This is a genomic window from Streptomyces sp. NPDC059224 (assembly GCF_042754285.1).
In the GTDB taxonomy this organism is placed as follows: domain Bacteria; phylum Actinomycetota; class Actinomycetes; order Streptomycetales; family Streptomycetaceae; genus Streptomyces.
This window is the reverse complement of sequence record NZ_JBHZAN010000001.1, coordinates 117,377-130,060: the sequence shown is the minus strand read 5'-3', so window position 1 is coordinate 130,060 and position 12,684 is coordinate 117,377. Positions and strand designations below refer to the sequence as shown.

Below are 12,684 nucleotides of genomic sequence, written 5' to 3'. Positions count from 1 at the left end.
TGTGGACAGGGCGGGCCACCTTGAGCGCCTCGACTCACCTGTCGATACTGGCTGTCGTCGAGGGCCGTCCCCTTCAAGCGGTCGCGCCGTTCGAAGACGGCGGGGCGCCGTAGGCTCCGATCAGCTGATGACGCGGATCATCATGGTGAGCACTGGCGAGGCTGGTGACGGCTGACTCTGTCCAATGTCCTCGTAGCTCCGCACCTTGTATAGCGCGTGGACGTTTCCGTCCCCGGCGGCCGGGGTGACCATAAGCGTGATACTCGCCAGTAGTTGGGTTCGCCCAAGGCATCTCCCGGGCTTCTGCGTCAAGCTCGGAGCTGCTTGACCATGACGGCGTACACCGGTGAGTCTGCGAACGGTTGCTGCTCGCCGGCCTTGGCGTACTCCCACGACTCGTAGAGCGCCTGCACCTTGGGGTGGGTTACGTCGACCAGGAGTACGGCGAGGTCTTCTGTCCGTTCCTTAAGGAGCGCTGCGTGGAGTCGTTCGGAGATTCCCTGTTTGCGCCATTGGGGGCGGACCATGACTTCGGACACGGCGTAGGTGGAGGTGTAGCCGTTGTTTGGCTGGTATGCGGTGGAGCGCCACCATTCGCGGCCGGGCGTGAGCGGGGCGCCGTACGCGAAGCCAACCGGTTCGTCGCCGTCGTACGCCACCACGCATGAGAAGCCGTCCATGCCGGACCAGTGGTCGGCGAACCAGGCGAAGCGCTGGTGGAAGGGGTCGTCCATCTGGTCGGCGTAGGCGTCGGCGTGTACGTCGATGAGCATCTGACGGAAGCCTTCGGGGAGGTTCCCGCTCTGGAAGTGACGCAGGTCGGTCACGCTTGACTCCATTCGGTGCGCATGCGGTCTGCCCAGTCTCGGGCGTAGGAGGCGGAGGAGGCCCGCACGAACAGGCCCCGGTGGAAGTCGCCGATGAGGGTGCGCATGCGACCGGGCAGGGGGTCGCCGTCCATGATCGTGAAGACTTCGGCGGCGGTGGCCGTGGCCTGCTCGGCGTCGTCCTGGTGGAGCTGGGCGAGTGCGAGTTGGGCGGTTGCGAGTGCCCTGTTGCGCCGGAAGGGACCCGGGATTTTGGCCAGGGCGCGGTGGGCCATGGCCTCGGCGTGGGCGGGGCGTCCGCTGTTGAACTGCACGATGGCGGCGAGGTGGTCGAGTTCGGCCTGGCCGTAGAAGGCCGTCCAGCGCGGACGTTCGCGCTCTTCCGCCTTGGTGAAGGTGTTCTGGGCGGAGCCGAGGGACCGTAGGCCGGCCCGTCCGTCACCGAGAGCCGCGTAGGCGAGGGCGGCGCGGACCCGGCCCAGCGAGTCGAAGAACGGGTCGCGGCGAGCTGCGTAGGAAGCTTGTGCCGCTTGTGCTGCCGCGAGCGCTTCGGGCCAGTTGTGCCGCTGGTAGGCGAGCATGGAGAGGTTGACCCACACCCGCATCTCGGTGGGGCCGTCCTGGGAGAGGCCGGCGTACGTCGCGGATTCGTTTAGGTACTTCTGCGCCTGGTCGAGGTTGCGGGCGTCGATGCAGGACCAGGCCGCGATGGTGGTGTACTCGGCGGCCAAGGCGTACAGGGCGCGGCGGACGCGTTCGCTGGCGTTGCGCTGCTGCAACTCCAGGACGCCGTTGCGGCCTGTGGCGGCTGCCTTTTCCAGCTCGGAGTGGCCGCCTTGGCGGTCGTCGGCTTCGACGAGAGCGTTCATTCCGGCGGCGGCACGTGCCACGTCCGCCATGCCGACCGTACGACGCTGGGCGGCCAGGGGCATGACGGCTGCTGCGGTCCCGGTGGCCGAGGCGATGAAGGTGCGACGCCGCACGGGGTCCTCCTCCTGCGGGTGTTGCATCATGCGTGGTGCGCTGAACCCTAAGTCCTCGACCGGACAGCCGAACACCCGCTCCAGAGCGGCGCACGTGCGTCCGATGGGCCGGCGCGAGGTTCCGTTCAGCAGGTTGCGGATCGTCCGGGCGGAGACGTCGCCCGGTCGGCCGGTGATCTCCGCGAGCGCGGTGTTCATCCGGCCAGCCAATTCCTCCTGTGTGAGCCCGAGTTCGTCCATCCGGCTCTTCAGGATGGCGTTCGCTGCCATGTCACCGACGGTAGACCGACGGCATCGAGTGAACCAGCCCTCAGGTCACGACACCGTAAAGTCTTCCGGTTGGGAGTGACCGGCGAGGGAGCGACCTTTCCTGTTCCTCTCCCGCCGCAGGTCGTTGACTGGTCATCGCCCGCCGGGAGATCCCGATTCCCCCCTTCCTCTCGGCGGCATGGAGGAGAGCTCGCTCCGTCGTCACCCCGTCGGCGGAGCGGGCATCCCACCCTCGGAGGGATGTTCTCGTGACCATGACCGCAGCCCGACCTACTGCGACCGGCGCGCCCGGCTACACCGAGACGATGCCGTGCGAGCCGGAATCCGCTCGCCGAGCGCGCCTTCTCGTCTCGGTCGCTCTGAACACCTGGGGCATAGGTGAGTTGGCTGAGAACGGGGTCCAGATCGTCGCCGAGCTCGTCAACAACGCTGTCCGTCATACGCGGTGCCGTGTCGTCCGGGTCCGGGTCACGCGTCCGGCAGAGGGGGTGGTGCGCATCGGTGTCGCCGACAGATGCCGGGACACTCCCGAGCTGGGCCACCCCGATGATGACTCGGAGAGTGGGCGCGGTCTGTCCTTGGTAGAGGCCCTCAGCTGGAGATGGGGCTACGACCGAAAGCACTGGGGCAAGGTCGTATGGGCTGAGTTGGAAGCGCCGGCCACGGAAGCACCAGGCGCATGCTGAGGCCCCGCATTTCGTTACGCCTGATGCGGGCCGACGAGCTGGCGGACGACCCGAGCCCGGACGCCTGCGTGGAAGTCACCCTCGGTCCCCTCATACCGACTGACGAATGTAATTCGGCGATGTTCGCGGAGCCGCTGCGCATCACGCCTGCCGATCTCCTCCGGCTGCACATGGAGTCCGACTTGGCGCTCGGGGAGATCCGTGCTGAGGCCGTTCGAGCGGACGTCGCATGGCAGCGACATCTTGGCCGCTGGTACGAGGAAGGTCGAGTCGCAGTCGCAGATAGCGAGCCGGAAGTAACCCTGCTCAGGCGTGTGCTCGATGGCCTTCGTCGACAAGTTCTCGCGCCGGTCTGATCCCTCTTGATGCCGACCGACGCTCACCGCTCCCGCCGAGCAGGACGAGGCCGCAGCCGCCCGACGGGTTGGCAAGGCAGTCACCACACAGGCACTTCCCACAACGAAAGGAAGATCGTGTTCACCCACATGGATCGCTTTCCCACAGGCAGCCCGCTGCCGCAGGGACACATGACCGCCGCCCCGTGGGGCCTGCGCCGTATCGCCCCGTACCCGCTCGTCGAGGGCCCCGACTACACGACAGTGAAGTTGGATCCGGAGACGCAGACCGCCCGATACTTCGACGCTTCCGGGGCGCCCACCATGGCCCCTGGCCACGGCACGTCCTCCGGTACGAACCCCAAGACCGGCACCACCGGCCAGGGGGACCGCAACAGCGACTCCCCGGACAGCGACACGGGCAACGACACCGACCAGTGACTCCGGTGACGAACGACGATCGTCCGGTCCTGATTGTCACGAACCTCGACGACCCGACCGCGGACTTCGTGATCGTCGAGCTGCACGACCGGGGTGTCCCGGTCGTGCGGTTCGACTCCGGTGACTTCCCCGCCGCCCTGTCGTGCTCAGCCGCCATCGGCGGCGACACCGACGGCTGGCGGGGAAGCGTGCAGACCCCGAGCCGACATGCCGAGCTGGGCACCGTGCGCGCCATGTACTACCGGCGCCCCTCCGGCTTTGCCTTCCCTCACCTCGACAGGCAGGACGAACGGTTCGCCGTGGCCCAGGCCCGCTATGGGCTCGGCGGCATCCTGACCTCCCTGCCTGGCTGCCTCTATGTCAACCACCCCAACCGCATCGGCGACGCCGAGTACAAGCCCGCCGGGCTCGCGGCAGCGGCGGCGGCAGGCTTCACGGTGCCGCCCACGGTCATCACCAATGTTCCCGACGACGCCCGGGCCTTCATCAAGGAGCACGGCCCGGCCATCTTCAAGCCGATCTCGGTTCCGCTCTACCTCGTCGACGGCCATGCTCAGACCGTCCCCGTGACCGAGGTGAGCGCCGACGAGATCGACGACTCCGTCACCGGCACCATGCACCTCTTCCAGAAGCGCGTGGACAAGGTCGCCGACGTCCGAGTCACGGTGATCGGCGAGCAGATCTTCGCGGTACGGATCGACTCCGGCCTCCTCGACTGGCGGACGGACTACAGCACCCACACGTACACGCCGCTTGCGGCCCCGCCCGCAGTGGAGCAGTCGATGCGCGCCTATCTGAAGCACTTCGGGCTCGTCTTCGGAGCGTTCGACTTCGCTCTGACCGGCCGCGGCGAGTGGATCTTCATCGAGTGCAATCCTTCTGGGCAGTGGGCGTGGATGGAGCCGCCCACCGGTCTGCCCATGACCGCCGCACTCGCCGATCTCCTGGAAGGAGGCATCCGTGGCCGGTGAGCCTGACATCGAGACGGCCGCAGCCGATCTGCGGCTTCGGCTCGCCCACCGGCTGGAGGAAGACGGCTGGCTGCGGTCGCCACAGTGGCGAGCCGCCGTCGAAGCGGTGCCCCGCCACGTTTTCCTCCCGCGCTTCTACCGGGAGAGCGACGCACCTGGCCTCACCGCGTGGAAGCCCGTGACGCCGGAGACTGTCGGCCAGGATGAGTGGCTCCGGCTCGTCTACACCGACGAGACCTGGATGACCCAGTTCGACGGCCACGACATCGACTGGACCGACCCGAAGCCGATCAGCAACGCGACACCGACCTCGTCATCGACCCTGCCGAGCCTGGTAATTCGGATGCTCGAAGACCTGGACGTGCACGACGGCATGAACGTGCTGGAGATCGGCACGGGCACCGGCTACTCGACGGCCCTGCTGTGCCACCGGCTCGGCAGCGGGAGCGTGACCTCGATCGAGACGGATGAGGGCGTGGCACGGAGGGCCCGCGAGGCTCTCACCGAGTCCGGCTACAGCCCGCACCTGCTGGTGGGGGACGGCCGCGCCGGCCACCCGGACGGAGCGCCGTACCACCGGCTGATCGCTACCTGCGGCTTCCGTAACATCCCACCCTCCTGGCTGGAACAGGTGCGCCCCGGCGGCGTCATCCTCACCACCCTGCGCGGCTGGATGCGCTCACTCGGTCTGGTCAAGCTCATCGCCGCCGGAGACAGCGCGAGCGGCTGGTTCAGCGAGGACGACCCGAGCTTCATGATCGCCCGCCAGCAGGAGGCACCGGAGAACCTGGGCATGGTCCCGGGACCCAGCGACGGTACGGTCCGGAAGGCCACGCACGGGCCAGAGGCGCTCACCGACTCTGGGCCGGCGTTCATGGCACAGCTCGCTGCACCGGACGCCCGCTTCTTCGCCATGGCTGTCGACGGCGGCCCGGTCGGTACGTTCGTACTGGACTGCGTCACCGATTCCTTCGCCGTGCTCACCGCTACCGACAGCGGCTGGGAGGTGCGGCAGGGCGGCCCCCGACGCCTGTGGGACGCGGTTGAGTCGGCGGTCGCCACCTGGGAGGAGCATGGCGCACCGAGCTCCGCCGCGTTCGGTGTGACTGTCTCCTGTGACGGACAGGTCGTCTGGCTTGGGAATCCGAGCGGCCCGCAGTGGCCGCTACCCTCCTGACACATCTGCCCGCCCCCCGACGGAGGACGCCAGGATGGACGACGAGCCGCTGAAGGACTGGGCGGAACGCCGTGACGCGAAGATCGGCCGGCTCCGCGCCGTACCTGTCGTCTCCGGCGATGGCCCCAGGGCGTCCCATCTGCATCCGGACGCACCCAGAGTTATCGAGCGCTGGAACGGCCACGACTGGGAGCCGTATGGCTTCGCCGTCAACTTGGCCGAGGCCAAGGCCATCCTGCATCCCGAGGTCAATGAACCGACACCGACCGGGCCGGCGCCGAAGCTGCTCGGCTCCGGCACCGGCAAGCACCGCAAACCCCAGTCACCCACTTCGGACGGTGGGGGCCCGGCAGAGAGGTGATCAGCGCCGCCGAGTCTGAGACTGCTCCGGGCGTGGAGCAGTGGAAGGCGCTGCGGTGTGGTGCGCGTGGGCTGCTGCCTGCGCGCGTGGGCCTGGTACGTGTCTGTCGGCGAGGCGGCGGATGCGCCAGGTCAGTGCCCGTGCGGGGCTGTGGGCGTTGTCCAGGGTGCGCTGGCTGAGTGCCTGGGTGAGGACGGCGGACGCGTTGTGGCCTGCTTTCTCCGCCTCCGCGAGGGCGGTGGTAAGGGCGTCGAAGGCGGGGTCCTCGATGATCTGGTCCACGTGATCGGGTATGACCTGGCGTAGCTGTCGGATGTGCCGGTCCACGGTCTGCCGAGGCGGCCGACGGCTTGCGAGGGCGGCCAGGGGCTCGGCCGAGGCTTGGTCGTAGGCCGCCTGGAGGTGAATCAGGGTTTGGTGGGCTGCGGCGACCTGCTGGTTGTGGTGGCGGAGTTGGTGCCAGCGGGCTGCGGCGATGACGACGAGGATGGCGGCGTCGAGGAACATCGCCACGGTGGTGCTGTCTTTGAGGGCGGGGTGGCGGAGCATGGCCCGTACGGCTCCCCGCAGGGCGCGAGCGTGGTGGTGTTCGGCCTGGATGCGGGAGCGGGTGGCACGTTCGAATGCCCAGGCGGCTTCTCGGAGTTGGGGCCGAAGTGGCGGAGGTGTGAGAAGGGGCAGGGCGTCGAGAGCTTCGCCGAAGGCGGCGAGGTGGGCTTGGGAGGCTTGGTCGTCGGCCTGGTCGAGGTGGTGGGGGATGCGTTCGGTGGCGGCGGTGGCCTGGTGCCAGGGGTTGGGCCCGCGTCGGCCAGGCTGGTCGGCGGGCTGCTGCTCGATTGCGTCCAGTCGTTGTCGGATCTTGGGGAAGGAGAGGTCCGGGGCGAGTTCGGAGCCGGAGAACCAGACGGGCTTGTTGCCGGCGGTGGTGGTGTCTTCGGCAGCGACCTTGTAGCCGCGGACATCGCCGGAGGGGAAGTACACGACCTCGGCGAGCACGCCGTCGAGGTGGCTTAGCAGGTGGATGAACTCCTCCATGCTGGAGGCAGCCGCCACGGCGGTACGCACGATGGCGCGCAGACGTTCGCGGGCGGACTTCTCCTGGCCGTTACGGTGGGCCTTCTCCTGCTCGGCGCGGGTGGGCCGTTTTGCTGCGGTGTGGTCTCCGCGTACGACACGGAATAGGCCGTACTCCTTCTCGATAGCGGCGAGTTCGCGGTCGGCGGTGAGGTAGTCGTTCCAGTGGCGCGCGGTGCGCAGATCCGCCCGGACTTTGGTGGCGGCGATGTGGATGTGGTCGCGGGCGTGGCGTACGGCGACCCAGCGGCAGCCGTCCGGGTCACCGTCGGGTGCGATGCCAGTGGTCGCGACGATGCGGCGGGCGATGTCGGCCCACTCCTCGTCGCTGAGGTGGCGGTCGGTCTTGGCGGTCCGGATCGAGCAGTGCCACACGTGCTTCTCGGGGGCGCGGCCGAGCCGCCGGGCCTGCTTGACGTGAAGGTCGAGGTCGGCCACCAAGAACCTCTTCGTGATGTCGAAGTCGCCGGCGCGGCCGGGGTCGGGGGTGAAGCCGTCCCAGGAGGCGACCAGGTGGGGGTCGGTGTGGTCCTTGGCCTTCTTCGTGTCGAACAGGTACCGGATCAGGCCAGCGGTGTCCTTGCCGCCGCCGATCTTCGCGATCATCAGGCCGCCTTCTTGGTGACGGCCTGGTTCGCGGCTGCCGCGACGTCGCGGACGGTGGCCGCGAGGGCGGTCAGGGTGTGCTCGGCCTGGGCCAGGACGGCGGTGTCCCCAGGGTGTGGATGACCGCCAGAGTTGAGCTTCTTGGCGATCTGGTTGATGTTGTGTCCGATCTTGGCGACCTCACTGCGGAGGGCGGTCAGTTCGTCGATGTAGTCGTCGAGCTCGGTGCGCTGGCCGGGCAGGGTGAGGTCGCCGTGGACGTGTGCCATGACGACGGCGCCGATGTAGTGGGCGCCGGCGATGTTCAGCGACCGGGCCATGGCGAGGATCTCGGACTTCTCGTCGGCGCTGTAGCGAGCGTCGACGCGTTGCTTGCGCTGGCCGTTTGGGTCGGGCTGGCGGCGTCGGGCAACACGGTGCAGGGCTGCGGCTTCGGCAGCGCGTGGGAGCGGCACAGCGGTGTTGGCGTGCTGTTCCTGCTCGGGCGCCCCCTGGTGTCCGAGTGCCTCCGCCACCCCAGGGGCGGAGGCATCGCCGATGTGGCCGTGCTTGGACGGTCCAGCGGCATACCTTGCTGCGCTGTCTGGGGCTGAGGTGGTGCGCAGCTGCTGAGCTGTGGGGAGTTCGTGGTCCTGTTCGTGCATGCGTGGTGCTCCGGTGGTGAGGGGGGCGGGAGGCGTGTCACGTGCGTCGCATGCGTCCCGTGCCTGGTCAGGACAGGTACGGACACTCGGGCAGGTACGGAGAAGTCCGTCCCGGTGAGGACATCCGTCCCCGCACCGACCTGCGCGGGGACGGATGCGACGCAGTGATACCGACCCGGGGAGGCGGGTCAGCGGGTGCGCTTGGGGCCGGCGGAGCCGCCGGGCGGGCCTACGGGCAGCGAGCCCGTCGGGGCGGCAGGCGGCTTGCCCTGGGCCCGGTGCGCGGGCGTGGCGTCGTGCGCGGGGGCGGGCGCCGTCTTGATGAGGTCGGGGCAGTGGCGGGCCCAGCTGTCGAGGAACCGGTTACGGGCGTACCCCTTGGCCTGCCTGCCCTTGTCGAAGCGGTAGTTGGCCGGGCGGATGTCGAAGTCCCGCAGCATTCTGCCCAGGTGGTAGGAGTTGAGCCCGTTGGTGCCGTGCTCTGCCCAGGGGGCGTCGGGGTCCTGGAGCAGGGCGGTGACCAGATCCAGGGAGGACAGGGCCTCGGGGTTGTCGTGTGTCTCGAAGATGCGGTGGATGTCGCGCAGCAGCCGTGTCTTCAGGTTGGTCTGCTCGTCTTGGACGGCCTCGTACCGGGTCATAGCGACACAGGCCGCACGGGCGCTGGCGGGCCAGTGGCTGCCGGCCAGGTCGGCGATGATGACCAACGGTTCCCAGGTGTCCGCTGCCCGGTCCTCCACCGGCATCGTCGGCGCCATGCGGCCGGCCGTGCCGCGTAGCGGTCCTAGCCAGGCGGCCAGCTTGTCCCGCAGTGCGTTCAGTTCCGGTGTGGCGTAGCGCGAGCGGAACGGGGTCACCTTCTCGCCTGGCTTGCGTTTTTGCATGCGGAGCACGACCGCTCGGTCCGTGATCGTGTCGGGCAGGTCGCCGATCGAGGCCAGTGCGGCCATGGTGAAGGTCGGATACGGGGTCGGCTTGTGCTCCGGACCGGAGATGCGCCAGGCGGGCCGGTTGCGCTGGTGTCCGGCGTTCAGCAGGCCGCGCAGTTCCTCGTTCTCGCCGGTCTTGCTGAAGATGGTGTCGGCTTCGTCCACCAGGATCGTGCGCGGGACCTTGCCGATGACGCGGAAGAGCACGGCCGTGGACATGTTCACCGTCATGATCGGCTGGTGCACGGTTTCGTGGAGCACGTCCAGCACCCGGGACTTGCCGCATCCCTTCGTCGGGCCGACGACCGCCAGCCGCGGCGCGTGCTGCAGAACGGTCTGGATGTGCGTGGCCGCCACCCACAGGGTGACCGCGGTCAGCGCCTCGTCACTGGGCAGCACGACGTACTTGCCGATCGCCGCCCGCAACTCATCCAGCAGTTCCGCACCCTCACCGGAACCCTGTTCCTCGGGGTCTGCCGGTCCCCGAGGAGGCCGGGAGCCGGTCCCGTGATCCGGCCCCTGTGCGTCGACGGGACCGGTCCCCTCCTGCTGGGCGGCTCCCGCCACCGGGTTGTCAGACCCTGGCGGCTGGCGGGGACCGTGATCACGGTCCCCATTGCGGTCCCCTGGTGCAACTGCAGCCCCTTGGGGACCGGTCCCCGATTTCCCGCCGCTGACCTGTGAGTTTGCACTGGATGTCGATACGGGGACCGGGACGTGCGGGGAACGAGTACCGGGCACGTCGTGGGGACGGTCCCCAAGCACGTCGCGGGGCGGTCCCCAACAACCGCATCGACAGACGGCTGGGGACGGTCCCCGTATGCTTCCGCCTCCGCCGGGTGTTCGACGGTCCCCGACGTGGGGGACCGTGTGTCCTCCTGATCCCGGCGGCGCCAGGGGATGCCTTCGCCGGGGACCGCGGGAGTGGGCCAGCCGGGCGGGGAGGTGTTCGTGGAGCTGGGGGACGTAGGGTCCTCCATAGGCGTTCCTCTCCGGTGAGGGGCAGGACGGGCAAGGTCCCGCCCCTCACCAGCTCGTTCGTTCAGGGATGGGCGATCAGTCGGGAAGTCTTCGGCCCTCGGCGTTGGCGCGCCGGGGGCCGCTTCGTTGTCCGCGCCAGACGCGGGGTCAGGCCGTGAGGTCGTACGACGTCTGGGCATCCAGCCACGTGTCCACCTCCCGCCAGCGGTAGCGCAGGTGCCGGCCGACCTTGTGGACGCTGGGGCCGATGCCCCGGTACTTCCACTGGTAGAGGGTCTTCACCGGTACCCCGAGGTACGCGGCCACGTCGGCGGGAGTGGCGAGCTGGTCACGCTCGGCACCGGCAAGGCGCGGGGAGTGGTTCGGCAATGAGGTCTCCATATCGGAATCAGGGTTTTTGATGGCAGGCGTGGGCGACACAGCCACACCACCTGGGAAGCGTCCAGAGTGAATTCTTAAACTCCCGGATACTTCCCTCGGCGTCGCCGGGGAAGACTAAAACTGTAAGGGCGGATCGCCGGTTGCCGAAATAGCTCCCGCGGAAGCCGAAATTTTCTGCGGCGAAGCAACCGGCCGAGGTGCCGGAATCCGGTACCTCGGCAGCTCGGAAGCGGTGTCCAGCAGTCAGGAGCGACGCGGCCAGCCCGCCGGACACCTCATCCGATAGGTGCTCAAATCGCCCAATTCTTTGGCGCGGAGGGAAGGTAGCACAACCTCCTCGCTGAAACGGCTCGTGATGTACCGGAATTCGACGAGACGAACACCACTTCACCCCCGAACGACTTTTGGAGAGTTTGAGAACTAACTCTTGCCATAACGGTCGGCTGCAAGTTACAGCTATCTGTCATGCCCAACCGACCTGTCGAAATAGGCCCCGCCGGCCTTCACGCCGCCCGCGCCATCGAGCACCTACGCCTCGTGCGCGGGCTGACCCAGCACCAGCTCGGCGCCCGCTGCACCGCACTGGGCCGCCCGATGGCCAACACCGCCCTCGGCCGCACCGAACGCGCCCGCCGCCGCTGCGACATCGACGACCTCGTCGCCATCGCCACCGCGCTCGGCGTTCCTCCCGCGACCCTGCTCCTGCCACTCCCGTCAGGGCCCAGTGATGACCGGAGGTGGTGCTAGTTGGCGCGGGTCTGGATTGAGGACCGCATAGGGCACGCGGCGTACGTTCGCGCTGCGGCGGAAGCCAAGCGGGCGGGCCGTACGCCACCGGGGCGCTACCGCGTGCGCTGGTACGACCCTGACGGCAAGCCGAAGATGAAGACCTTCACCCGCAAGGTCGATGCCGAGGCGGAGCGGACGAAGATGGAGTCCCGCCTCAGCGACGGCTCCTACCGTGATCCAGCCGCCGCGCGGGCGAAGTTCGCAGAGATAGCGGAGTTGTGGCTGGCTGCGCAGCTCCATCTCAAGCGTTCAACCCGAGGCCGCTATCGCGGTGTTCTCGACGTCCACGTGATCCCCAAGTGGGGCACCACGCCATTGGACCGCATCCACTTCGAGGACATCGCCGAGTGGCTCGCGGACCTGCTGTCCGGCGAGGCGACCGGCGGCAGGAAGCTGAGCCCTCGGTCGGTCCGCAAGGCGTACGTCGTTCTCAGCCGTGTTCTCGGCTACGCGGTCAAGGCCCGTCGTCTGGCGGTCAACCCGGCTGTCGGCGTGCCCTTGCCGAAGGTGATGCCCGCTGACCACGTGTACCTCGACGACATGCAGGTCGACGGGCTGGCCAACGCGGCAGACGCCTACCGGGTGTTCATCCTGCTGCTGGCCTACACGGGTCTGCGCTGGGGTGAGGCGTCCGCGCTGAAGGTGGGACGTGTCGACCTGGATGCCTGCCGGGCGCACATCGTCGAGGCGTACGTCGAGGACAACGGCAAGCTCTACCTCGACACCCCCAAGAACCACGAGCGTCGCTCCGTACCGATCCCGCGGTTCCTGGCCGAGGAGCTGAAGCCTCACGTCCAGGGGCGGGGAGATGAGGAACTGCTCTTCACTGCCCCGCAGCGCGGGCCTCTGCGGGCCCGCAACTTCCGTCAGCGGTTCTTCGCGCCGGCGGTCGTGAAGGCCGGACTGGGGCACCTCAAGGTCACCCCGCACAAGCTGAGGCACACGGCAGCCTCGCTCGCCATCGCCAGCGGCGCGGACGTCAACGTCGTCCAGACGATGCTGGGCCACAAGTCCGCGACGCTGACCCTGGACACGTACGGGCATCTCTTCCCGGACCGCCTGGACGAGGTCTCGAAGAAGATGCACAAGCGCCGCTCCAAGCAACTGGCCATGGCGAAGGCCAAGCTGGAGAAAGCGGAGAAGAAAGCCCGCAAGGCTGCCGAGGCCGTGGCCGTCCTGGAGGATCCCGCGGCGTGATGTGTGCCAAATCCGTGCTGTCTTTGACAGCA

General features: G+C 68.4%; 14 protein-coding genes and 1 pseudogene. 8 read left to right on the top strand and 7 right to left on the bottom strand.

All coding sequences use genetic code 11. The features are described from left to right. Positions 1-120 precede the first annotated feature (120 nt). The 3 genes and pseudogenes from ACFXI4_RS00625 to ACFXI4_RS00615 form a co-directional block, all read right to left on the bottom strand. Positions 121-264, bottom strand: a pseudogene (locus ACFXI4_RS00625) (GNAT family N-acetyltransferase); the annotation flags it as partial. A gap of 44 nt (positions 265-308) precedes the next feature. Further along, positions 309-839, bottom strand: a complete 531-nt coding sequence (locus ACFXI4_RS00620; protein ID WP_351939150.1) for a GNAT family N-acetyltransferase — start codon at positions 837-839, stop codon at positions 309-311. Further along, entirely contained in the window at positions 824-2,080 is a 1,257-nt protein-coding gene (locus ACFXI4_RS00615) for a helix-turn-helix domain-containing protein (RefSeq protein WP_384986862.1), read from the bottom strand. The genes ACFXI4_RS00620 and ACFXI4_RS00615 overlap by 16 nt, the downstream gene beginning before the upstream one ends. 254 nt (positions 2,081-2,334) lie before the next feature. Between ACFXI4_RS00615 and ACFXI4_RS00610 the strand changes: the two genes are divergently transcribed. The 6 genes from ACFXI4_RS00610 (at position 2,335) to ACFXI4_RS00585 (ending at position 6,051) form a co-directional block, all read left to right on the top strand. Next, positions 2,335-2,766 carry an ATP-binding protein gene (locus ACFXI4_RS00610; protein WP_384987408.1) on the top strand — a complete coding sequence of 144 codons (432 nt, stop codon included), beginning with the start codon at positions 2,335-2,337 and terminating at the stop codon, positions 2,764-2,766. A gap of 23 nt (positions 2,767-2,789) precedes the next feature. Further along, entirely contained in the window at positions 2,790-3,122 is a 333-nt protein-coding gene (locus ACFXI4_RS00605) for a hypothetical protein (protein WP_351939153.1), read from the top strand. A 117-nt stretch (positions 3,123-3,239) separates the two neighbouring features. Continuing rightward, on the top strand, positions 3,240-3,542 hold the full coding sequence (gene tgmA, locus ACFXI4_RS00600; protein ID WP_351939155.1) for a putative ATP-grasp-modified RiPP: 303 nt from the start codon (positions 3,240-3,242) through the stop codon (positions 3,540-3,542). Between the two features lie 5 nt (positions 3,543-3,547). Next, positions 3,548-4,513 (top strand): ATP-grasp ribosomal peptide maturase, encoded by a 966-nt coding sequence (tgmB, locus tag ACFXI4_RS00595; protein ID WP_384986859.1) that lies wholly within the window; start codon positions 3,548-3,550, stop codon positions 4,511-4,513. Continuing rightward, a complete protein-coding gene (tgmC, locus tag ACFXI4_RS00590) occupies positions 4,503-5,690 on the top strand; it encodes an ATP-grasp peptide maturase system methyltransferase (RefSeq protein WP_384986857.1) in 1,188 nt (395 codons plus the stop codon). Before tgmB ends, tgmC begins: the two co-directional genes overlap by 11 nt. Positions 5,691-5,724: 34 nt before the next feature. Continuing rightward, positions 5,725-6,051, top strand: a complete 327-nt coding sequence (locus ACFXI4_RS00585; protein WP_384986855.1) for a DUF6087 family protein — start codon at positions 5,725-5,727, stop codon at positions 6,049-6,051. Here the strand turns inward: ACFXI4_RS00585 and ACFXI4_RS00580 are convergent, their stop codons facing one another. The 4 genes from ACFXI4_RS00580 to ACFXI4_RS00565 form a co-directional block, all read right to left on the bottom strand. Then, positions 6,052-7,731: a relaxase/mobilization nuclease domain-containing protein gene (locus ACFXI4_RS00580; RefSeq protein WP_384986854.1), complete on the bottom strand. Its 1,680-nt coding sequence runs from the start codon at positions 7,729-7,731 to the stop codon at positions 6,052-6,054. It abuts the gene before it with no gap. Continuing rightward, positions 7,731-8,375 (bottom strand): plasmid mobilization relaxosome protein MobC, encoded by a 645-nt coding sequence (gene mobC, locus ACFXI4_RS00575; RefSeq protein ID WP_384986852.1) that lies wholly within the window; start codon positions 8,373-8,375, stop codon positions 7,731-7,733. Before mobC ends, ACFXI4_RS00580 begins: the two co-directional genes overlap by 1 nt. A 188-nt stretch (positions 8,376-8,563) precedes the next feature. Further along, positions 8,564-9,871: a DUF3631 domain-containing protein gene (locus tag ACFXI4_RS00570; protein WP_384986850.1), complete on the bottom strand. Its 1,308-nt coding sequence runs from the start codon at positions 9,869-9,871 to the stop codon at positions 8,564-8,566. Positions 9,872-10,432: 561 nt separating this feature from the next. Beyond that, positions 10,433-10,666, bottom strand: coding sequence for a helix-turn-helix transcriptional regulator (locus ACFXI4_RS00565; protein ID WP_384986848.1), 234 nt, complete (start codon positions 10,664-10,666; stop codon positions 10,433-10,435). A 465-nt stretch (positions 10,667-11,131) separates the two neighbouring features. Between ACFXI4_RS00565 and ACFXI4_RS00560 the strand changes: the two genes are divergently transcribed. Both ACFXI4_RS00560 and ACFXI4_RS00555 read left to right on the top strand, forming a co-directional pair. Further along, positions 11,132-11,413 (top strand): helix-turn-helix domain-containing protein, encoded by a 282-nt coding sequence (locus ACFXI4_RS00560; RefSeq protein WP_384986846.1) that lies wholly within the window; start codon positions 11,132-11,134, stop codon positions 11,411-11,413. Positions 11,414-11,515: 102 nt separating this feature from the next. After that, positions 11,516-12,652 carry a tyrosine-type recombinase/integrase gene (locus ACFXI4_RS00555; RefSeq protein WP_384986844.1) on the top strand — a complete coding sequence of 379 codons (1,137 nt, stop codon included), beginning with the start codon at positions 11,516-11,518 and terminating at the stop codon, positions 12,650-12,652. The last annotated feature ends 32 nt before the right edge of the window (positions 12,653-12,684 follow it).